At 69.7% G+C, this 20,990-nt stretch carries 18 protein-coding genes; 7 read left to right on the top strand and 11 right to left on the bottom strand.

Translation table 11 applies throughout. The annotated features are described in order from the left end of the window. Positions 1–79: 79 nt before the first annotated feature. Positions 80–3,892, top strand: a complete 3,813-nt coding sequence (locus tag MOQ72_RS05575; RefSeq protein ID WP_242180988.1) for a glycoside hydrolase family 2 TIM barrel-domain containing protein — start codon at positions 80–82, stop codon at positions 3,890–3,892. Positions 3,893–3,919: 27 nt separating this feature from the next. Here the strand turns inward: MOQ72_RS05575 and MOQ72_RS05570 are convergent, their stop codons facing one another. The 10 genes from MOQ72_RS05570 to MOQ72_RS05525 form a co-directional block, all read right to left on the bottom strand. Next, complete coding sequence (locus MOQ72_RS05570; protein WP_242180987.1) at positions 3,920–4,759, bottom strand: DUF7192 family protein; 840 nt, start codon at positions 4,757–4,759, stop codon at positions 3,920–3,922. Then, entirely contained in the window at positions 4,756–6,087 is a 1,332-nt protein-coding gene (locus MOQ72_RS05565; protein ID WP_242180986.1) for an AAA family ATPase, read from the bottom strand. Before MOQ72_RS05565 ends, MOQ72_RS05570 begins: the two co-directional genes overlap by 4 nt. Positions 6,088–6,349: 262 nt before the next feature. Further along, a complete protein-coding gene (locus MOQ72_RS05560; protein WP_242180985.1) occupies positions 6,350–7,120 on the bottom strand; it encodes a carboxymuconolactone decarboxylase family protein in 771 nt (256 codons plus the stop codon). After that, complete coding sequence (locus tag MOQ72_RS05555; RefSeq protein ID WP_242180984.1) at positions 7,117–8,028, bottom strand: NAD(P)-dependent oxidoreductase; 912 nt, start codon at positions 8,026–8,028, stop codon at positions 7,117–7,119. The genes MOQ72_RS05560 and MOQ72_RS05555 overlap by 4 nt, the downstream gene beginning before the upstream one ends. Further along, on the bottom strand, positions 8,025–8,420 hold the full coding sequence (gene pcaC, locus MOQ72_RS05550; RefSeq protein WP_242180983.1) for a 4-carboxymuconolactone decarboxylase: 396 nt from the start codon (positions 8,418–8,420) through the stop codon (positions 8,025–8,027). Before pcaC ends, MOQ72_RS05555 begins: the two co-directional genes overlap by 4 nt. 20 nt (positions 8,421–8,440) lie before the next feature. Then, entirely contained in the window at positions 8,441–8,833 is a 393-nt protein-coding gene (locus MOQ72_RS05545) for a cupin domain-containing protein (RefSeq protein WP_242180982.1), read from the bottom strand. Next, positions 8,830–9,732, bottom strand: a complete 903-nt coding sequence (locus MOQ72_RS05540) for an NAD(P)-dependent oxidoreductase (protein WP_242180981.1) — start codon at positions 9,730–9,732, stop codon at positions 8,830–8,832. The genes MOQ72_RS05545 and MOQ72_RS05540 overlap by 4 nt, the downstream gene beginning before the upstream one ends. Then, positions 9,729–10,571: an SDR family NAD(P)-dependent oxidoreductase gene (locus tag MOQ72_RS05535; protein WP_242180980.1), complete on the bottom strand. Its 843-nt coding sequence runs from the start codon at positions 10,569–10,571 to the stop codon at positions 9,729–9,731. The genes MOQ72_RS05540 and MOQ72_RS05535 overlap by 4 nt, the downstream gene beginning before the upstream one ends. Further along, entirely contained in the window at positions 10,568–11,386 is an 819-nt protein-coding gene (locus tag MOQ72_RS05530; RefSeq protein WP_242180979.1) for an N-acyl homoserine lactonase family protein, read from the bottom strand. Before MOQ72_RS05530 ends, MOQ72_RS05535 begins: the two co-directional genes overlap by 4 nt. Further along, positions 11,386–12,723, bottom strand: coding sequence for an MFS transporter (locus tag MOQ72_RS05525; RefSeq protein ID WP_242180978.1), 1,338 nt, complete (start codon positions 12,721–12,723; stop codon positions 11,386–11,388). Before MOQ72_RS05525 ends, MOQ72_RS05530 begins: the two co-directional genes overlap by 1 nt. A 159-nt stretch (positions 12,724–12,882) precedes the next feature. On the opposite strand from MOQ72_RS05525, the gene MOQ72_RS05520 reads away from it, so the two are divergent. Beyond that, positions 12,883–13,677: an IclR family transcriptional regulator gene (locus MOQ72_RS05520; protein WP_242180977.1), complete on the top strand. Its 795-nt coding sequence runs from the start codon at positions 12,883–12,885 to the stop codon at positions 13,675–13,677. Positions 13,678–14,270: 593 nt separating this feature from the next. Here MOQ72_RS05520 and MOQ72_RS05515 read toward each other — a convergent pair. Further along, the gene (locus MOQ72_RS05515) at positions 14,271–15,188 is read right to left on the bottom strand and encodes a substrate-binding domain-containing protein (RefSeq protein WP_242180976.1); all 918 of its coding nucleotides are present in this window, start codon (positions 15,186–15,188) and stop codon (positions 14,271–14,273) included. Between the two features lie 71 nt (positions 15,189–15,259). On the opposite strand from MOQ72_RS05515, the gene MOQ72_RS05510 reads away from it, so the two are divergent. From MOQ72_RS05510 to MOQ72_RS05490, 5 genes are all read left to right on the top strand, one after another. Next, on the top strand, positions 15,260–16,267 hold the full coding sequence (locus MOQ72_RS05510; protein WP_242180975.1) for an extracellular solute-binding protein: 1,008 nt from the start codon (positions 15,260–15,262) through the stop codon (positions 16,265–16,267). After that, positions 16,268–17,089, top strand: coding sequence for an ABC transporter permease (locus MOQ72_RS05505; protein ID WP_242180974.1), 822 nt, complete (start codon positions 16,268–16,270; stop codon positions 17,087–17,089). It abuts the gene before it with no gap. Positions 17,090–17,091: 2 nt separating this feature from the next. Then, on the top strand, positions 17,092–18,117 hold the full coding sequence (locus MOQ72_RS05500) for an ABC transporter ATP-binding protein (RefSeq protein ID WP_242180973.1): 1,026 nt from the start codon (positions 17,092–17,094) through the stop codon (positions 18,115–18,117). A 74-nt stretch (positions 18,118–18,191) separates the two neighbouring features. Further along, positions 18,192–19,040, top strand: a complete 849-nt coding sequence (gene mobA / locus MOQ72_RS05495) for a molybdenum cofactor guanylyltransferase (RefSeq protein ID WP_242180972.1) — start codon at positions 18,192–18,194, stop codon at positions 19,038–19,040. Positions 19,041–19,172: 132 nt separating this feature from the next. Next, positions 19,173–20,975, top strand: coding sequence for an aldehyde ferredoxin oxidoreductase family protein (locus MOQ72_RS05490; protein ID WP_242180971.1), 1,803 nt, complete (start codon positions 19,173–19,175; stop codon positions 20,973–20,975). The last annotated feature ends 15 nt before the right edge of the window (positions 20,976–20,990 follow it).

Raw genomic sequence — 20,990 nt, 5'->3', positions numbered from 1 at the left:
GGACAAACTCCGACACCGGCGTTCAGTTTCGAACAACAAAGCACACAATGCACCGTCCCGTGCGCGAGCGGAGGCGCCCATGTCGGTCGGAGGACGTGGCAGCTGGTTCCCTGCCCGGCGCGGGCTGGTCGCCGCCACCGCCGTGGCGATCGTGATCGGTGGACTCCCACTGGCGGCCCAGGCCCAGCAGATCAATGGCCCGCGAGATCCGGCGAGCATCGAGGCATACCTGGAAAATCCCCAGCGCACCGGGGAAAACCAGGAGGCCCAGCACGCGTTCCTGCGCCCCTACGCCGATCCGCAGCAGGCCCTGGACGGCGCGCGCCACGACACCGATGCCCCGGCGGACACCCCGACGCCCTGGACCCTCTCCCTCGACGGGCAGTGGCGATTCCAGTACGCCGACCACTACCGAGATCTCCCGTCCGGTTGGCAGAGCGGCGGGAACTCCGGTGAGTGGGGCGAGATCACCGTCCCCGGCGTGTGGCAGCAGCAGGGCTACGACCGGCCGATCTACCGCAACGTCCCGTCCGAGGTCGCGCCCTACGATCCGCCGCGGGTTCCCGACGACGTCAACCCGACCGGCGCCTACCTGCGGTCGTTCGAAGTACCCGCGGACTGGGACGGACGACGCCAGCTGCTGCGGTTCGAAGGGGTCACCAGCGGTTGGTTCGTCTGGATCAACGGCCACTACGTCGGCTACGACCAGGGCGGCTACACCCCTGCCGAATTCGACGTGACCCAGCACCTGCGACCGGGCACCAACACCATCGCGGTCCAGGTGCACCGCTGGAGTTCCGGCTCCTACCTGGAGAACATGGATTTCTGGCACCTCTCCGGGATTTTCCGGAGCGTGCACCTCTACAGCGTGCCCCGCACTCACCTCGAAGACGTCACGGTCCGCACCGAACTCGACGACAGCTACCGCGATGCCGACCTGCGACTGGGCGTCGACCTGCGCCGCGTGGACGGCGGCAGCAGCGGACCCCACAACGTGCGGGCCACCCTGTACGACCCGGCCGGAACACCGGTGACCAGCTTCGGTCGACGGGTCGAGGTCGGTGGGCCCGGCGCCACGGTCGAACTCACCGCGCCTGTCCCGCAGCCCCGGTTGTGGAGCGACGAAACACCCGAGCTGTACACCGTCGTCGTCGAACTGCTCGACGCGCAGGGCAATCTAACCCACGTCACCGAACAACCGGTCGGCTTCCGCGAGGTCGAGGTCCGCGACAAGCAGTTCCTGCTCAACGGGAAAGCCGTTGACCTGCGCGGTGTGAACCGGCACGAGCACGACCCGCGAAGCGGTCGCGCCGTCAGCCGCGAACGGCAACGCGAAGACGTCGCACTGATGCGGCAGCACAACGTCAACGCGGTGCGGACCGCGCACTACCCGAACGACCCGTTCTGGTACCGGCTGGCTGACCGCAACGGCCTGCTGCTGGCCGACGAGGTGGACGTCGAGACCCATTACCGGGAGGACTGCGAGGCGACCGAACCGGGCATGGACTGCCTCGCCGACCGCGACGAGTGGCAGTCGGCGTTCGCCGACCGCTTCAACGCCCTGCTGGAACGCGACAAGAACCACCCGAGCGTCATGTTCTGGGACACCGGCAACGAGGCCGGGCTCGGCGAGGCGCATTACGCGATGGCTGAACACGCCCGCGCCACCGACCCGACCCGGCCGCTGTACCACCAGTCCAACGTCCCGGACGGGGACGCGCCCTTCGCGGACATCTGGGGGCCGCGCTACCCGTCACCGCAGTCGCTGGAGGAGATCGCCCGCAAGACCACCAAACCGGTGATCATGGGGGAGTGGCTGCACGCGATGGGCAACAGCCTCGGCCACTACGAGGACATGTGGCAGACCATCCGCCGGGAACCGTCGTTGCAGGGCGGTTTCGTGTGGGACTGGGTGGACCAGGGCCTGCTGCGGCCGCTGCGGATCTCCCCGGACTCCTCCGGCAACAACATTCCAGTTCACCTGGGCGGGAATCCGGCGACCGTGCCCGGCGCGGCGGGCAACGGGCTGCAACTGTCCGGTTTGGACGATTGGGCAGAGGCGTACCGGGACCCCAAGCTCGACATCGGCGGCCGCGCCGTCACCCTCGACATCCAGGTGAAACCGCTGTCCTGGGCGGGCTCCGCGACGTTGTTGGCCAAGGGCGACAAGCAGTGGGCGTTGCAGATGCCGGATGCGGACCACGTCGAGTTCTTCGTCTACGGCAACGGCTCCTGGCACACCGCGCGGGTCGCCGTGCCGGACGACTGGTGGGGCAACTGGCACCGGTTGACCGGCACCTACGACGGTTCCCAGGTGCGGCTGTTCATCGACGGCGAGCAGGTCGCGGCCGAGCCGTACAGCGGCGATATCGCGCAGAACACGATGTACACCGTCTCAGTCGGACGCAACCAGGAGAAGCACACCGACCAGTTCGCGGGCCGCACCGCGCACGCCGTGGTCGACTCGGCGCGGGTGTACGACGTGGCGCTGGCGCCGGACCGGATCGCCGCAGGCGACGACCCCAGCGGCGAGGCCGTGCTGGCGCTGGACTTCGAGGCCGAAGAACGACGTGGTGAATTCTTCGACTACGGAGCGACGAACTTCCTCGCCAACGGGGTGATCAACGCCGACCGGGTTCCGCAGCCCGAACTGGCGCAGATGGCCTACAGCCACGCCCCGATCCGGTTCGAGGACGCCGGGGTCGGCCGGTTCGTCGTCCGCAACCTCAACCACACGCTGCCCACCTCCGCGTACGACCTGCGCTGGAAACTGGTCGAGGGCGGTCGCGAACTCGCCAGCGGCCCGATCGACGTCGACGTACCACCGGGCGGTGCGGCGGAGGTCGCCCTCGATCTGCCGCCCGCCGGTGAGACCGAACGGTTCCTGGTGCTGGAGGCGGCGCTCAAGGCGGCCGCACCGAGCATTCCCGCCGGACACGTCGTGGCCACCGAGCAGCTTCGCGCCGGTGGGACGGAACCCCCGCCACCGCCGGTCGATCCGCCCCCACCGGCGGCCAACCCCACCTTCGAGCAGACCGATGCGGCGATCACGGTCCGGGGAGCCGAGTTCACCTACACCTTCGACCGGCGGGCTGGCACCCTGTCGTCGCTGAACGCGGGCGGGGTCGAACGGCTCGTCGGCGGTCCCCAGCTCGACGTGTTCCGGGCGCCCACCGGCAACGAGTGGAGCCAGTGGAGCGGGATCGAGCCGGAGGCGCAGTTCCGCGCCGTCGGCCTGGACCGGCTGCGCACCACCACCCGATCCGTCCAGGTCGATCAACCGGCACCGGAACAGGTCCGGGTGGTGATCGACACCGATTCGGCCGCCGCCGACGTGGCGGACAACGGCTTCACCAGCAGGTGGACCTACACCATCGACGGCGCCGGACGGATCAAGCTGGACCACCGGGCGGAGGCGTACGGCGAGCAGCTGCGGTCACTGCCGTGGCTGCCCAAGATCGGTTTCTCGCTGCGGGTACCGGAATCGTTCGCCAGCCTGGACTGGTACGGCAGGGGACCGGGCGAGTCCTACCCCGACCGCAAGAACTCCGCACACCTCGGCCGCTGGTCCGGGCCGGTGGACGCGCAGTGGTTCGATTTCCTGCCGCCGCAGGACAACGGGGTGAAGACGGAGACGTCGTGGGCGGCGCTGCACGGGGAAGACGGCGGCCTGCTGGTCTCGGGCGACGCGTTCAACGTCGCGGTGAACCGGTACTCCAACACCGAACGCACCGACTTCAGCTGGCAGTTGCGCCGGGACGGGTTCGTGAACCTGCACGTCAGTGCCGCGGTGACGGGCCTCGGTGACACGCCGGTGCCGGTGCAGCAGCAGTACCGGGTACGCCCGGACCAACCGCACAGCTACTCGGTTCTCCTACAACCACTGCCCTGACCAATCCGTTCGCGAGGGTTCATGTCTCTACTCCTGCAGGAGTCCGAGGTCGGCGAACATCCAGTGGCACCACGACAATGCCGTGTTGAGGTCGTCCCACTGCTCGTCGCCCGCCGCTAGGTACGGGAAGATGTACGGGTCGACGATCTCTTGGGGCAGGTCCGTCGGACGGCAGTCGAACGGCGGGTATCCGTAGTCCGCGCCGACCATGGCGTGCACGATGGCCGGTTCACGGGCGTCCCAAAGGCCGAACGACAGTCTCCGGCACATCGCGGGATGGGCGGCGGCGAAGATCAGCCTTCCGATGTCCAGCGGTTCACCAGCCGAGATCACCCTGACCATCGCGCAGAACCGGATCTCAGGTGTCACCATCCCGGCGTCACCGCACCAGATCTCCACGCTGTGCCCGGCCTCGATGATGGCAGTGCACAACGTGGCCAGGGCGAGGCCGCGGTTGATGATCGATGCGTGCGGAACCTCGCTCGAATACGACATGGGGATGACGAAGGTGATCACCTTGCCCCGCCGCGAAACGTGCCGCGGCACGGCGTCCACCATGCATTCCGGTGTTCCGGCCAGGTAAGCACCGATGTCGACTTCGCTCCCGGTGACGTCCCAAGCCGGTTCCAGGACCGTGACGACCTTGCTCAGACCCGCTTGTTCGCGCAACTGGCCGACCGTGACGTCGGCTTGTTCCAGCGGGACCGGCCACCCGTCCCTGGCGAGCTGGACCGCCTCCTCCCAGCTCGCTCCCGCCCACTCGGTGGCATTCGTGCGGGACCGGCCGACATCCGTGGTCTCCGGGGCCGTCGCGGTGTCGAGGAAGTCCTGCCAGGACAGCATCGGGGGTATCGCGAAACCGGTCATCGGTCAGCCATTTCGAGCGCGTTGCGGTGCGCCTTCGACAGGCCGCGGAGCACCCGCCACCGCAGCACCTGGTCGATGCTCGCCCCGGCCTCGATGAGCTTGGCCCCGTCGATGCTGGCGCGCGGCGAGAAGATCACAGGCAGCTGCTTCTCCTCGGCCAGCGCCCGCAGCCGTCGGATCTCCTCGACCAGTTCGCGGACGGCGTCGTGGTGGGACGGGGCGTGCCGCAGCGCGAGACGTTCTTCCAGCTTCTCGTCGATCGGCACGTCGATCGCGACGAACCGGTCGAGGGTGGCGGCGTCGAGTGCCTGTCGCCCGACGTAGTGCCGGTCAGCACCGGTTCCGTAGGTGTTCCCGGTGGCCACCAGCCGGAAGTTCTCGTGCGCCTCGATCATCCCGTCGGCGAACGCGCAGGTGCCCAGGGCGAGTGCCTGGTTCAGTTCCGCCAGCAAACCCGGATGACCGTTGTCGATCTCGTCGAGCAGCATCACGCCGCCGTGCTCGAAAGCCCGGCGGAAGGGGGTGTCGTGGTAGTTCCCGTGGGCGTCGAAGTACCCGAAGACCTTGCTCATCGGGGTGGTCGGCCCGAGGGAAAGTGCCTGGAAGTCGAGGCCGAGCCCGTCCGCGGCCTGCTTGGCCAGCATGGACTTCCCGGTGCCCGCCGGGCCGACCAGCAGCACGTGGCAGCGCGCGTGCAGGGCGACCAGCAGTTCGGGCAGCACCTGGTGCGCATCCGCACCGACATCGATCGTGCTGCCTTCCGGGAGGCTGACCCGGACGATGTTCGGCGTGAACTCCGCGAGAGCGCTTTCGACTTCCTTCTCCACCGCCTCGCGGATCGAGTCGAGTGCGCGTTGCTGTTCCTCGCCGATCGTCGCGATGACGGACTTCGACACCTCGGCCGATGACCTGGTCACCACCTCGGGGATGGCCTGCTGCGTTTCCCGCTGGGCGGCTTCGGCCACCTGCCGCTCCGCATGGCCGACGAGCTGCGATTCCAGCTGGGCCATGTCCGGCATCGCGTCCGCAACGGCCGCACCGGCCACTTCGGGGACGAGTTCGTCGGCCCGCGTCCGGATGATCTCGGCGAGGTCGGCACGTACCTTCTCCTCGACCATCCGCTGGGTTTCGGCTGGATCCGGCGTCGCCTCGGCAACGGCGCGCCGCGCCAGTTCCGGCAGCGCGGCGGTCGCTTCGCCGTAGATGATCGTGGGAAGCCTGGCCCGCAGATCGGACTCGACTATCCAGAGCAGGTTGGTGCGGGTGCACAGGTTGCGCACGACCGTTTCGGCCAGTTGGAATACCTCGGCCCTCGTACTGTTGCGCACGGACTGCTCCTCGGGTGGGGCTGTTCGGTAGCAACAGATTGATACCTCGGGCGGGCGGGGAGGGGTCCCGAGATCAACAGGCCGAGGTTGGTGAAAGCCTGTCTTCGAACCTTGCTTTGCGGTGCGGGTGGCGGAACCTCAGAAGCCTTCTCGACTCCGGGATCCCCGACATGCATCCGCGGTCTTGTCGGGGCTACCTGGAAGCCGGTGGGATCCCAAGACCCACCGGCTCGTCGGCCGTCGTTGCCGGAACAGCCTCTGGTCACGCCTGTTCGGCGCGTTCGATCTCCTCGGCGAGGATCGGCACTGCGACGGTGGCGGCGTGGATGCCGATCACGCTGACGATCTCCAGCACCTCCACGATCTCCTCCTGCGTCGCGCCGTAGCGGACGGCGTTGCGCATGTGCAGCTTCAGACCTGGGACGTACAGGTGCGTGGCGGCGGCGTCGAAAGCCGTGTAGATGAGCTCCTTCACCTTGGGTTCGAGCACACCGGTGCGCCACGGCACCGACGAGAACTCGGTGTACGCCTCGAAGAGCTCCGGGTCGACCTCCAGGATCCCGTCCCAGAAGGAGTGCCAGTAGCCGCGGTTCTCGGTGAACTCGGCCTTGATCCGCTCCTGGTTGTCGTCCAGCGGCTTCGGCCCGGTGCGCAGTCCCTCTTCCTCCAGCACCTCCAGCAGCAGCGGCACCCCGATGTTGGCCGCGTGGATGCCGAGCGTGGAGGTCAGTTCGAGGACCTCCATCACCTCCTCCTGAGTCGCGCCGAACGCCAGGGCGGCCCGGATGTGCTGGCGGATGCCGGGTGTGTAGAGGTGCGTCGCAGCGGCGTCGGCGGCGATGTAGATGAATTCCTTGACCTTGTCGTCGAGGTGGTTCTTCCGCCACGGCACGGCGGAGAACTCCAGGTACGCCGCCAGGAAGTCCGGGTCCAGTCGCAGGATGCTCTCCCACGCGTCGCTCCAGGTCCCGCGGACCCGGATGAACTCGGCCTTGAGTTCTTCTTGGCGCTCGGTCAGTGCCGTCGACGTCATGCCCGTTCTTCCCTTTCCTCGTGCGTGTCCGTCAGCCACCGCACGATTTCCGTGTGGTCGGCCGCGGGCGGCAGTTCCTCGGCGGCCTTGGCCCACAGTTCGACGGCTGCTTCCCCGAGCAGCGCGGGCCAGCCGGTCTCGTGGGCGAGTTCGACCGCGATCCGCATGTCCTTGAGCATCAGGCGCAGGCCGAACCCGGAATCGAACGTGCCGGGCAGCACGAAATTCGGCCATTTCGCCTCGGTGGACCCGCTGCGGCCGCTGGAGCCGTTGACGACTTCCAGCATCACAGCCGGATCGAGGCCGAATTCCTGGCCCGCCAGCAGAGCCTCGGAGCTGACCAGCAGGTGGGTGGCCGACATCAGGTTGTTCAGCGCCTTGAGGGCGTGGCCCGCGCCGATATCGCCGACGTGGGTGACCTTGCCGCCCAGGAAGTCCAGCGGCGGGCGAACCCGCGCCACGTCCAAGGCTGCACCGCCGACCATGATGGTGAGCGTGCCCGCTTCGGCGCCGCCCACTCCGCCGGATACCGGCGCGTCGACCATTCGCACAGCTCGTTCTGCCGCCCGACTGGCCAGTATCTGCGTCGAGCGTGGCCGCGACGAGCCCATGTCGACGAGCACGGTGCCGGGCGTGGCGGCGTCGAGCAGTCCAGCTTCGTCGAGCACGTGCTCCACGACGTCGGAGTTCGGCAGCATGAGCAGGATCGCGTCTGCGTCTTCGGCGACCGCGGCCAGTTCGGTGACCGGGGTGGCGCCCAGTTCGGCGATGCGGTCGCGTGCCGCCGGGTCGGTGTCGAAGCCCCGGACGGTGTAACCGGCCTCGACGAGTCGACGGACCATGGGCGTGCCCATGTTGCCGAGCCCGACGAAGCCGAGCACCGAGCCAGGGCCCAGTGGGGTGGTCATGGGACCTCGATCCCTTCCTCCTGGAGTTCGGTCAGCACCCGCTCAGCAACGCGGAACGACTCCAGCGCGGCCGGTACACCGCAGTAGATCGCCGTCTGGAGCAGGGCCTCCTGGATTTCGGTCTGCGTGCAGCCGTTGCGCACCGCGCCCCGGACGTGCACCGCGAGTTCGTGCATCCGGTTGAGGGCGGTGAGCATCGTGAGGTTGAGCAGGCTGCGCGTCTTGCGCTCCAAGCCTTCGCGGGTCCACACCTCGCCCCAGCAGTACTCGGTCACGAGTTCCTGAACGGGCCTGCTGAATTCGGTGACCTTCGCCAGCGACCGCTCGACGTGGTCCGCGCCCAGCACCTCCTTCCGCGCCTTGAGCCCCTCGTCGAATCGTGCCTGGTCCACGGTCCCCGCCTCCCCTTCGTTCACTGTCGTTCCGCGCCGATGTATTCGGCCTCGCTCACCGGCTCCTCCCACTGCGTGGTGCCCAGCGAGATGGCCACATGCGCTAGGGCGCATCCGGTGCTCGCGCCGTGCCAGTGCCGCTCGCCCGGCGGCACCCACACCACGTCACCGGGCTGAAGCCGTTGCGGCGCTTCGCCTTCGCTGCAAACCCAACCGCTGCCGGTGGTCACCTGCAGGATCTGGCCGCGTTCGTGCCGGTGCCAGTGCGTGCGTGCGCCCGGCGTGAAGAAAACCGAGTTGATCGTGACGCCGTCGGTCGTGGGCAGGACCGGATCGGCCCAGACCGTGCCGTCGAACGTCGCGCCCCGCTGCTCGGTCTCGACCTCCTCGGGCCTGCCGTGGATGATCTTCACTGCGCCTCCTCGTCGTGCAGCCGGATTCCGCCAGCGGTGTCGCCGATCGCGTCGACGACGCGGTTGCTGATCTGGTCGGCGTAGCCGAGTGCGTTGGCCAGGGCGAAACTCGCCATCGGGCCAGCGGAGTTGAGCGCGGGCACGCCGAGCTCGCCCAGCCGATCCACGTACAGCACGATGTCCTTCATCATCAGCGTGCTGGTGAGCCCGCCTTCGAGGTAGTCGCCGTCCACGATGTGCGGGAACCGGTTGAGCGTGGCGAAGTTGACGCCGCTGCTGGAGTTGAGCACGTCCAGCAGCCGGTGCATGTCCAGACCCGCCTTGCGCCCGGCCACCATCACCTCGGCCGTGGCGGCGAGGCTGACGGCGTTGAGGAAGTTGTTGAGCACCTTGGTGGTGTGCCCGGCGCCGCTGCCGCCCATCGCGATCACCTTGGCGCTGAACGGCTTCAGCGTGTTCTCCAGACTGGCCAGCGCCTCGGCGGAGCCGCCGACCATCAGGGTCAGCGTGCCCTTCTCGGCAGCCGCCGCGCCGCCGGAGATGCCCGCGTCGACGTATTCGACGCCGCGTTCGGCGAACTCGGCGTGCAGCCGCGCGGTCGACGACGGCGCCGCGGTGCTGAGGTCGACCACGATCTGCCCGTCCCGGCTGTTGGCCAGCACGCCGTCGTCGTCGAGCACCACCTTTTCGATGACGTTGCTGTCCGGCAGGGACAGCAGCAGGTGGTCGGCGGCGTTGGTGACTTCGGCGATCGACGATGCGGCGGTCGCACCCGCCGCGTCGGCACGTCCCGGCACCGGGTCGTAGCCGATCACCGGCTGCCCGCTGTCGACGATGCGGCGGGTGATGCGGCCGCCCATGTTGCCGAGCCCGATCACGCCGATTCGTGGCGTACTCATGCTGTCTCCGTTCCCTCTTCCCGTCGGTCCACGGCGGTGGTGTCCCACGCGCCCGCGCCGCCCGACGGCCGTACGGTGCTGACGATCGCGGATCCGCCGTCCACGGACACGACTTCGCCGTGCACGTATGCGGCGTCATCGCTGAGCAGGAAGGCCACCACGGAGGCGATTTCATCCGGGGTCCCGGTGCGGCGCAACGGAACCGTGGTGCCGCGCCGGATCATGTCGTCGCCGCCACCGGATTCGCCTCGGGCGGCGCTGAACAACCCGGTCGGGACCAGGCCGGGGGCGACCGCGTTGACCCGCACGCCCATCGGGCCGCCGTACATCGCCGCTGCGCGCATGAGCCCGAGCACGCCGTGCTTGGACGCCTGGTAGGGCAGGAGGTCGTGGCTGCCGCGCAGGCTGGCGATCGACGCGGTGATGACGATCGCGCCGGACCCGCCTTGGGCGCGGTACCGGCGGAACGCCGCGCGCACGCCGAGGAAGGGCCCGCGCAGGTTGACGCCCAGAACCCGGTCGAAGTCATCGACGCTCAGGTCGGGCAGCTCGGTGAACGGGCCGACGATGCCAGCGTTGAGGTGGTGCAGGTCCAGGCGACCGAACTCCTCGACGGCGAGCCGCGTGTAGCGCTCGACGTCCTCCTCCCGCGAGACGTCGCCAGCGACGGCGACCGCCGGGCCGGGCAGTTCGTCCGCGAGCGCGCGCACGGCATCGTGGTCGAGGTCGACCACGACCACGCTGGCGCCGTCGCGGGCGAGCCGGTGTGCGCTCGCCGCACCGATCCCGCGGGCGGCGCCGGTCACCACCGCGACTTTTCCTTGCAGCCAACGGCTCATCGGCCCTTCCCTTCCGCGTCGGGCGTGACCCGGACGGCGAAGCCGGGATCGGTGGGGTCGAGCGGCTCGAACCGCTCCAGCACCAGCGGATCGTGGCCCGCCAGCAGCACCGTGCGGGGTTCGGCGGCGAGCGCTGCCAGCTCGTCGAACCCCCGGTACATCGCTTCGAGGTCGGCGACCACCAGGAACGGCCGGTCGAGCTCGACCTCCTCGTAGTAGTGCACCGCGTCCGAGGCCAGGACCACCGTGCCGCCGTCGGTGCGGACGAGCGCGGCCAGCTGGCCGGGGGTGTGGCCGCCGATCTCCCGCAGCTCGACGCCCGGTGCGAGCTGGTGCCGCTCGGGCAGCCGGGTGACCCGCCCCTCCCGGTCGGCGTTGCTGATCGCCACGATGTCGGGCGGCTCGGCGGAGTGTCCGAATTGGACCCGCTGGGCGTAGGGCCCGGTCCAGAAGTCCAGTTCCCGCCCGGAAATCAGGATCTCCGCATTGGGGAACAGGTCGATGTTCCCGGTGTGGTCGTAGTGCCCGTGGGTGATCACGAGTTGGTCGATACCGGCGGGATCGATGCCGAGTCGGCTGAGCGCCTCGGGCACCGGGCAGGTCATCGTCCGGCCCCGGCGGTCCCCGACCTGGGGTGTGAAACCGGTGTCGACGACGATGGTGCGGTCGCTGCCGCGCAGCACCCAGAAGAAGTAGTCCATCCCAAGTGGACGGTCGGGTTCGCCGTAGACGTGGTAGTTGAGGTAGACCTGGCTCGCGACGGTCTGGCGGGTCGCGAAGCGCACCGCGAGAACTTCGTAGCTGTCTTCGGCCATCAGCTCGCCTCCGGTACTCGGCTGGGTTCCGGCACGTGCCCGTCGGCACCGATGTGCCGACCTGCGGTCTCGGGCAAGTGCTTCCACAGGAATGCCGTGGCGACCAGGGCGACCAGCACCAGGTACGAGGCTGGCCACACGCTGCTGCCCGTGGCGCTCGCGATCGCGCTGGCGACGAACGGTCCGGGCCCGGCGACGAAGGCCAGCGCGATGTTGAACCCGGTCGCGCTGCCGCTGGAGCGGGTCGCCGCCGGGAACAGCTCGACCAGCATGACCACGGTGGTGACGCTGACCAGCGACTGCGGCACGACGAGCAGCAGCATGCCGAGCAGCACTGGTGCGACGCCGCCCTGGCCCATCAGGACGAACGCGGGCAGTCCCAGCACGATGTAGCCGACGCTGCCGGTGAGGTTGACCCGACGGCGGCCGAACCGGTCGGAGATCATCCCGGCGACCGGGCACAGCGCCATGTAGACGGCCAGGCCGATCGCGCTGAGCACCAGTGCGTTGGTGCGCGAGAGTCCCACGGTCTGGGACAGGTAGTTCACCACGTAGGTGGCCAGGTAGTAGAAACCCAGCCCCTGCACCGCGGCGATCGCGAGGGTGAGCAGGACCGGCTTGAGGTCGCGGCTGCCCGCGCGGCGCAGCGGTTTGTCAACCACCTCGCCGCGCGCCTTGAGCTCCTCGAACACCGGCGTCTCGGCCAGCTTCAGCCGCACGTAGAGGCCGATCAGCGCGAGCGGCGCGGCGATCAGGAAGGGGATCCGCCAGCCCCACGAGATCATGTCCTCCGCGCTCACCAACGACTGCACCAGCAGTGCGACGAAGCTGCCGACGACCGTGGCCAGCGCCGCGGTCGCCGAGATCACGCTGCCGAACAGGCCGCGCTGCTGGCTCGGGGTCATCTCCAGCAGGAACGCCGACGATCCGGTCCACTCGCCGCCCGCGGAGAACCCCTGCAAGCAGCGGAAGACGACCAGCAGCACCGGCGCGAGCACGCCGACCGCCTGGTAGCTGGGCAGCACGCCGATGAGGGTGGTCGTGATGCCCATCATCAGCACGGACAGCGAGAGCGTGAACCGCCGTCCGCGGCGGTCGCCGAGCGAGCCGAGGACCAGCCCGCCGACGGGCCGGAAGAAGAACGCCACGCCGAACACGGCCAGCGAGGACAGCAGGCCCATCGCGGGGCTGCTGTCCGGGAAGAACACTTTCCCCATGGTCGGCGCGAAGAAGCCGTAGACGGCGAAGTCGAACCACTCCATGAAGTTGCCGACACCGGCGGCCAGCGCCGCCCGATGTCGTATCCGGCGCGCGCTGGCCGGTGGGGCTGAGGTCATCTCGCTCGACTCCTACGATCAACTCTGATCGAGTGTCCGCTGAGTGGACATACTCATCGTTCAGTGGACTTGGTGTCGTTCAAACTAGGTCCGTGACGTGGGGTTGTCAATCAGGTGAGCGACTCGTCTGATGTCCGCTGAGTGATAGGGTTGCCCACTATGCGAACCGATTCCGTCGCACCCACCGGGACAGTCGCTCGGGTCGTCGCGGTGTTGCGCGCCGTCGTCGAGGCTGGTGAGGACATCAGCGTCGCCGAGCTCGCCGAGACGGTCGGACTGCCGCGTCCCACGGTGCACCGCCTGCTGGACTTGCTGGCGAAGGAGGACATGCTCGAAGCCGACCCGGTGACGCGGCGATGGCGACCGACCGTGGAATACCAGCGGCTCGGTGCGCTGCTGACCAGCCGCCGCGACCTGGTGAAGCTCGCGCGCCCGATCATGGCCGAAGTCGTGCAGCGCAGCCAAGAAGCCTGCTTGCTCGGCGTCTACCTGCCCCGCAGGCGTCAGATGATCTACGCCGCCGAGCACACCTCGCCGAATCCGCTGTCGTACCGGATCGAGCTGAACTCCCCGGCGTCGGTCGTCTGGGGCGCCTCCGGCCGCGCGATCCTGGCCTTCCTGCCCGAGGAGGAGATCGACACCGTCCTGGCCGACCGACCGCCAGCCCCCGGCACGGGCGAGCGACCGCCCAGCGCGAGCGCGCTGCGGCGCGAACTGGAGCTCATCCGGCAGCAGGGCTGGGCGTTCTCGCGCGGCCAGAAGATTCCCGGCTCCCGAGGGATCTCCGCGCCGATTCTCGACGCGGACGGGACCGCCGTCGGCAGCCTGACCCTCACCATCCCGAAGGTGCGTTTCCAGGAGGAAGCCAAGGAGACCCTGGCCGAGATGGTGATGAGCGGCGCGGAGAAGGTCAGTTCGCTGCTCGGCTACCGCGCCGCACACGCACTCACCTGATTCCCGTGCGGTCCCAGTCGTGAACACCTTCCGAAGGCGCCGATTTCGGGTGCGTCTCCCTCCTCTTTGGATTGGAGAGGCGCGAAGCGGTTTCTCGGGTGGGGCGAAGGTCGCCAACTCGGCGTGTGATCGCGATCACGGACGTTCGGTGAACCGTTGTCCGGTGGGCGTGCGTGTAGGTGGTGTCGAAGGCAGCGGAGAGGTGCTCGGGGAAGCATCGGGGAGTCGGCCGTGGTTTCCAGTCGCTTCGGCGACGAGCAAACCGTCAGCCGGGGGGAGGGGGGCGGTGGGGGGGGGGGGGGGGGGGGGGGGGGGCGCGCGCCCCCCGGGGGGGGGGCACCCCCCGCGCACCCGGGAAGACAGAGGGGGGTGGTGGCGACCAAACCAGGGGAGGGTGAGGCGGGGGGGCCCCCCGGGGGCGCGGGGCGGGGGGTCCCCGCCGCCGGGGCCCCCCCACACCCCCCCGGGGGGGGGGGGGGGGGGGGGGGCGGGGGCGGGGGGGGGGGGGGCGCCCCGACTCCACTGCATTTCGCCCGTTGCACCGGACAGCAGGAACTCCGTTGGTCTGTCTGGAAACGCCAGCTCGTCAGTGTTCAGCCGTTGAGTTCTTCGATGGCGCCTGCCCGAGAAAGGTCGTAGCCGCCGAGGGCGGTGATGGCGTCCGCCACGGCCGGGTCCTGGACCGCGTGGATCAGCGGGGCGGCGGCGCCGAGCGCGTTGGCTGACAGGACGAGGTCGTAGTCCTCCCACGCGACAGGCAGGAACGACAGATCGAGGTCGGCGGCGGCAGCGCGGACGGCGAGGCCCGCGTGCACCGCGCCGGTGGCGACCGCGAGCGCGACCTCCAGGTGCGAGCCCAGTTCCGCGCCGGGGATGTCATCCGGCGAGAGCCCGGCGGTCGTCAGGACGTCGTCCAGCAGCATCCGGGTGCCCGTGCCGGGGCTCCGCTTGGCGATGCGCAGTCCACCGATCTGGCGGATGTCCGTGATGCCACGGGGATTTCCGGCGGGCAGCAGCAGTCCTTGCTCGCGGCGCCACAGGTGGACCAGCGTCGGAGACCTACCGCGCAGGACCGCCCGCGCGAATGGGGCGTTGTAAACGCCGGAGTGGTGTCGCAAGTGGACGGTGGCGCCGTCGGCGGTGCCCTTGGCGACGGCGGTGAGGCCCTGCAGGCTCCCGGGCGCGGGGACGACGGACACGGCTTCGCCGACGTGGCGCAGCAGTCGGTCCAGGGCCGGGTCGTCGCTACCGGCGAGCCGGAACACCAGCGAGCCGCCGAGCAGGCGCTGGGCGGCGATTGGGCCGTCCGGGCTGACCGTCGCACGCCGCCGCGACTCAAGCCGGATCACGGCGTGCTCGGCGAGGTGGTGGTAGGCGCGGCTCGCGGTGGCGACCGTGGTGGACCGGCTCCGGGCCAGGTCGCGCACGCTCGCCAACTCCGCTCCCGGCGCCAGCTCCCCGGCCCGGATGGCCCGCGCGATTTCGGCGCTGAGTTCGAGGTAGCGAGTCAAGGGTGTTGTCCTCAAGATCCATGGCCGCATAGCCTTGTGCGGCATCTGTGCTGCCACAGAAGGAGACAGGTATGCGGCGCGGCTTCCGGTTGACGATAGTGCTCTCCACGCTGTGCGCCGTTGCGCCGGCGGCCTGCGGCTCGCCGTCGCCCCCCTCGTCGTCGAACACCGATCCGGCGGGACCGGTGTCCGGCACGCTCGTCGTAAACGGCGCGGGCACCCTGGCGCGTCCCTTCGGCGAGGTCATCGCAGCGTTCAAGGAGCAGAACCCGGACGTGACCGTGCAGTCGCGGTTCGCGGGCAGCGTCGAGGTGGTTCGGCGGGCGACGGAGCTGGGCACGCCGGTCGACGTGGTCGGCGTCGCCGACTACACGCTGATCCCGTCGGAGATGTTCAAAACCGACGACGGCACCAAGTTCGCCGATTGGTACGCCGGCTTCGCCTCGAACCGGATCACCTTCGCCTACACCGACCACAGCGCGGGTGCCGCCGAGCTGACCCCCGAGAACTGGTACCAGGTCCTGTCGCGGCCCGGCGTGCGCATCGGCCGGTCGAACCCGGACACCGACCCGTCGGGCTACCAGGTGCTGCAGATGCTGAACCTGGCCCAGAACTACTACGGTCAACCGAATCTGGCGGCTGGTGTGCTGGCCAACTCCCCGGCGGAGACCATGGTCGGCACCGAGACCCAGCTGCTGCCCGCCGTGACGTCGGGGCAGATCGACTACTTGGGGATCTACCGCTCCGACGCGCTGCAGCACGACCTGCGGTTCATCGATCTCCCCGCGCAAATCGACCTGTCCGACCCGGCTCAGGCCGCGGCCTACGAAGCCGTCCAGTTGCCGACGGCGTCCGGGGTCCGGACCGGTCGGCCCATCGTGTACGCCCTGACGATCCCCACCAAGGCGCCCAACCGGGCGGCGGCGCTGCGGTTCGTCGAGTTCGTCCTCAGCCCGGCCGGACAGCGGATCATGAGCGACAACGGCTTCACCGTGCTCAACCCCGCGGTGTCCGGCGGCGCGAACCTGCCCGCCTCGTTGGCCGCGGTCACGAAGCCGACCACGCTGCCCGGAGGCTGAGTGAACAGACTTGCCGTGCGGTTGTCGGTCGGCGTGTTCCCGGCGCTGCTGTGGCTGGCCAGCGGGCTGCTGGTGGGCTTCATCCTGCTGCCGGTGCTCGGCATGGTCACCGCCAGCTCGCCCAGCAGCCTGGGCGCCGCGATCGCCAACGCGCAGATTCGCGACGCGCTGCTGCTGAGCGTCGAAGCCGCAGCCGTCACGGCCGTGATCGCCACCCTCCTCGGGGTTCCGCTGGCCTACCTCCTCGCCCGGCACCGGTTCCCCGGCCGGGCGCTGGTCCAAGCGGTGGTCGACCTGCCGTTGGCCATTCCGCACACCGTCGCCGGGATCGCGCTGCTGTTCGTGTTCGGCCGCACGGGCTGGATCGGCGGCCCGCTGGAGGCCACCGGCGTGTCCTTCTACGGCACCCAGTTCGGAATCGTGGTGGCGATGCTGTTCGTCAGCGCGCCTTTCGCGGTCAACAGCGCCCGCGTCGTGTTCGAAACCCTTGATCACGACGTCGAACGCGCCGCGCGGAGTCTCGGCGCCACGCCTTGGCAGACGTTCCGGCGGATCACCATGCCGCTGGCGTGGCGGGGTGTGCTGACCGGTGCCGTGCTGGTCTACGCCCGCTCGATCAGCGAGTTCGGCGCGGTCGCCATCCTCGCCTACTACCCGGCCACCGCGCCGGTCGCCATCTACGACCTCTTCCTGTCCTCCGGGCTCACCGAGTCCTCCGCGGCGGCCGTGCTGCTCCTCGTCGTGGCGCTGGCGACGTTCCTGGTGCTCCGCACCCTCGCGTCGGGCTGGCTCGTCGTCGGCGCGGAACGGGCCAGGAGGTAGGCGTGCTCTCGGTGTCCGGACTGCTCGCCCAGGCGGGCAACTTCCGCCTCGGCCCGCTGGATCTGACCGTTCCGGCGGGACAGGTCATGGCCGTGCTCGGCCCCTCCGGCGCGGGTAAGAGCGTGTTGCTGGAAACCATCGCGGGATTCCGCACCGCTCGAAACGGCAGCGTGCTCCTCGACGGTCAGAACATCACCGCACTGCCACCGGAACGACGCCGCATCGGCGTGGTTTTCCAGCACGCCGCGCTGTTCCCCCACCTGTCCGTCCACGACAACGTCGGCTTCGCGCCGTCCCTGCGCCGGGACCGCAGCGGCCGAAAGGTCGACGACCTGCTGGACATGTTCGGCATCGCCCACCTCGCGAAAAGGTCGCCCCGCTCGCTCAGCGGTGGGGAGCGCCAACGCGTCGCGCTGGCCCGCGCGCTCGCCGCCCAGCCCGCGGCCCTGCTGCTCGACGAACCGCTCTCGGCCCTGGACCAACCCGTCCGCGAAGAGCTCCGCGTGGTAGTGCGGGACGCCCTGCGCGAGCTCGCCGTGCCCGCCATCCACGTCACCCACGACCGCGACGAGGCCCTGGGAATCGCCACCGACGTCACCATCATCGCCGCTGGCACCCTGCGCCAAACCGGCGCGGCCGGACACGTCGCGCGGCACCCCACCGACGCGACCGCCGCGCGGCTGCTCGGCTGGACCGCACTAGGTCCGGTAGACCGGGACGCCGACGGCTGCCACGTCGGCGAGCTCCGGCTGAACATCGCCCCGGACAACGCGACCAGGACGGTGCATTACCGGCCGGAGGACGTCCGAATCGATGCGGACGACCAGCAGGCGCCCGCGCTGCGAGCCCGGACCCGCATCCGCGACGTGGTGCCGACGCTCCCGCTCGCCCGCGTGCTGCTGGACACCACCCCACCGATCACCGCGCTGGTGCTGCACCGCGACCTCGACCGCCTGCCCCCGGCGGGCACCGAGGTCACGGTCACGCTCCCCGCTGATTCGATCTGCGCGATCCCCAGCTCGGCCTGATCGGAAAACGTTGGGGGAAGCGGCGAATCCGCCGGCGACGGCGGTGAACTTCGGCGCTGGCCTATCATCGCCGCGTGCAGACTACGGCAGGTGTCGTGCTCGCGGGCGGGCGCTCCACGCGGATGGGCAGGCCGAAGGCCGGGCTGGAATGGCACGGCTCGACGTTGCTGTACCGCACCGCCGCGGTGCTGGCTCGGACGGTGGACGGCCCGGTGGTCGTGGTGGCCGCGCCCGGCCAGGAGTTGCCGGAGTTGCCCGCTGGGGTCGGTGTCGTCGAGGACCCCGTGGAGGGGCTGGGTCCGATGCAGGGTGTGGCCGCCGGGCTTGCGGCAGTCGAGGACCGAGCGGCGGCGGCGTTCGTTTGTTCCACGGACATGCCGTTCCTGCATCCGGATTTCATCCGTCGGGTGCTGCGCGGTCTGACCGAAACCGGGGCCGACATGCTGCTGCCGGTGGCGCGCGGTTTCCGGCAACCGCTTGCGGCCGGGTACCGGACGGCGCTGGCCGGGTTGATCACTGATCTCCTCGCCGAGGGCGAACTCCGTCCCGGCATGCTGTTCAAGCATTGCGATGTGGCGGAACTCGACGACGCGCGACTGCTGGAGGACACGGCACTCGCGCGGCACGACCCGACGCTGGAGTCCGTGGTGAACGCCAACACCCCGGAGGACTACGCGGCGGCGAGGGAACGTCCGGCACCGGAGATCGTGGTCGAGTGCTTCGGTGCTCTTGCTCGCGGTGGCAGGCACCGCCCCCGCAAGGTTCGAGCGGCGACGCTCGGCGCGGCTGCGGCGTCGGTCGAGCTGGCTCTGGACCGATACATCGTGGCCGCGCTCAACGGCGATCAGGTCACCCGCGACGCGCTTTTGCCGCTGGTGTCCGGGGATACCGTGGCGTTCCTGTCGGCGGACGCGGGCGGCTGAACGACCGGTACGTCGCCTTCGGGGCCTGGACGTACATGATGTCGGGGATCCCGGACGGAGACGGCGTCTGAGGTTCCGCTACCCGCACCGCAACGCAACGCAAGCTTGGAAATTATGTCTAGAGTTCCAGGTATGGCTCCGGGTGGTTTTTTCGGGCAGGCGCTGATCGCCGAGGTAGGCGGGCGGACCGCGACCGGCACGGCGTTCGAGCTCGACGAGCGGGTGTTGCGGTCCTATCTGGGCGGGGTGGGCCTGGGAACCTGGCTGATGCACCGGTTGGCGCCGCCGGGGGGCGATCCGCTCGCCCCCGAGGCCCCGCTGGCGTTCGTGTTCTCCTCGCTCGTCGGGACTCCGCTGACGACCAGCGCGAAGTTCGCCGTGGTGGCGAAGTCGCCGTTGACCGGACTGCTGACCGACGCGCTCGCGTCCAGCCAGTTCGCCATCTCCGGCAAGCTCACCGGGCATGACGCGATCGTGATCCGCGGGCGCGCGGACGAGTTGTCGGTGCTGCTCATCGACGGTGCCGGGGTGCGTCTCGAACCGGCTCCGGAACTGGCCGGACTACCGGCCGCCGAGGCGGAAACGGCCGCACGGGAACGGTTCGGCCGTGGCTGGCGCACCGCGGCGATCGGTCCGGCAGGCGAGCGCGGCGTGCGGTACGCGACGATCAGCCACGACGGTCGGCACGCCGGGCGCGGCGGCTTGGGAGCGGTGCTGGGCGCGAAGAACATCAAGGCGGTGCTGGTGCGAGCGGCGACCAAGGTGTCCGTCGCCGACCCGGCTGGCGTCGTCGCCGCGGCCCGCGATCTGCGCAAGCGCAGCTTCGGGCCCGCCACCGCCAAGTACCGGGAACTGGGCACGTTGGCGAATTTGCTGGCGTTCAACGCGGTCAGCACTTTGCCCACCCGCAACTTCACCGCGGCGACGTTCGACGAGGCGCCGAAGCTGGCCGCCGAGGAGTTGCACGAGATGCGCGGCGTGGCCCGCAACAGCTGCGCCTCCTGTTCCATCGGCTGCGAGCACATCTACTCGCGCAAGGGCGGCGGCAGCCAGCGGATGGAGTACGAGAACGTCTTCGCGCTCGGTCCGCTGTGCGGGGTTTCCGATCCGGACGACGTGTTCGCCGCGAGCGCGCGCTGCGACGAGTTGGGGCTCGACACGATCTCCGCTGGCGGCACGATCGCCTGGGCGATGGAGTGCGTCGAGCGCGGCCTCATCGACGAGCCGTGGCTGCGCTTCGGCGATGGCGCGGCGATCTTGCGGGCCCTCGACGCGATCGGAACCCGCGCGCCGGGCCTGGGGGAGTTGCTCGCGCAGGGTTCTCGCCGGGCGGCCGAAATCGTCGGACACGACTCGATCGAGTTCGCACCGCAGGTCAAGGGCTTGGAACTGCCCGGCTACGAGCCGAGGAGCCTGCAGTCCATGGCGCTCGGCCTCGCGGTGAACGCCAGGGGCGCCGACCACAACCGGTCCGGTGCCTACGAAGCCGACCTGTCCGGCGAGGTGGACCGCCTCGACGGCGGCGCGGCGCACGTCGCCGCCGCGATCGGTACCGAGGACCGGGCGGCCGTGATGGATTCGATGATCCTGTGCAAGTTCCTGCGCGGGGTCTTCACCGAGCCGTTCACCGAGTGGGCCGAGCTGCTCCGCCTGGTGACCGGCTGGTCGGTCGACGATGCGGAACTCCGCTCCGCCGCCCGGCGAATCGTCCGCGCGAAGCGCGCGTTCAACCTGCGCGAGGGCGCGACCGCGGCCGACGACACGCTTCCCGCGCGGATGTTGGAGACCCCGCTGGAGTTGGCGTCGGGCCGCAGCGCGGTGCTCAGCGCGGACCGGTTGCAAGCCATGGTTTCCGGGTACTACCTGGCCCGCGGTCTGGACGAGGCTGGCCGGGTTTCCGCGGACGATCTGGTGGATCTCCTGCTGGAAGTCTGACCAGCCGGGCCTTGC

Origin of the sequence: Saccharopolyspora soli (assembly GCF_022678645.1) — a bacterium.
Classification (GTDB): Bacteria; Actinomycetota; Actinomycetes; order Mycobacteriales; family Pseudonocardiaceae; genus Saccharopolyspora; species Saccharopolyspora soli.
The sequence above is the reverse complement of the archived record's forward strand: the minus strand, read 5'-3'. Positions and strand labels throughout refer to the sequence as shown.

What these genes read in the sequence shown, in the direction of transcription:
- MOQ72_RS05555 (WP_242180984.1), bottom strand. Translation starts at nt 8,028, where the DNA reads ATGACCACCCCACTGGGCCCTGGCTCGGTGCTCGGCTTCGTCGGGCTC.
- MOQ72_RS05530 (WP_242180979.1), bottom strand. Translation starts at nt 11,386, where the DNA reads ATGGCCGAAGACAGCTACGAAGTTCTCGCGGTGCGCTTCGCGACCCGC.
- MOQ72_RS05540 (WP_242180981.1), bottom strand. Translation starts at nt 9,732, where the DNA reads ATGAGTACGCCACGAATCGGCGTGATCGGGCTCGGCAACATGGGCGGC.
- MOQ72_RS05510 (WP_242180975.1), top strand. Translation starts at nt 15,260, where the DNA reads ATGCGGCGCGGCTTCCGGTTGACGATAGTGCTCTCCACGCTGTGCGCC.
- MOQ72_RS05525 (WP_242180978.1), bottom strand. Translation starts at nt 12,723, where the DNA reads ATGACCTCAGCCCCACCGGCCAGCGCGCGCCGGATACGACATCGGGCG.
- MOQ72_RS05575 (WP_242180988.1), top strand. Translation starts at nt 80, where the DNA reads ATGTCGGTCGGAGGACGTGGCAGCTGGTTCCCTGCCCGGCGCGGGCTG.
- MOQ72_RS05560 (WP_242180985.1), bottom strand. Translation starts at nt 7,120, where the DNA reads ATGACGTCGACGGCACTGACCGAGCGCCAAGAAGAACTCAAGGCCGAG.
- MOQ72_RS05490 (WP_242180971.1), top strand. Translation starts at nt 19,173, where the DNA reads ATGGCTCCGGGTGGTTTTTTCGGGCAGGCGCTGATCGCCGAGGTAGGC.
- MOQ72_RS05535 (WP_242180980.1), bottom strand. Translation starts at nt 10,571, where the DNA reads ATGAGCCGTTGGCTGCAAGGAAAAGTCGCGGTGGTGACCGGCGCCGCC.
- MOQ72_RS05520 (WP_242180977.1), top strand. Translation starts at nt 12,883, where the DNA reads ATGCGAACCGATTCCGTCGCACCCACCGGGACAGTCGCTCGGGTCGTC.
- MOQ72_RS05570 (WP_242180987.1), bottom strand. Translation starts at nt 4,759, where the DNA reads ATGACCGGTTTCGCGATACCCCCGATGCTGTCCTGGCAGGACTTCCTC.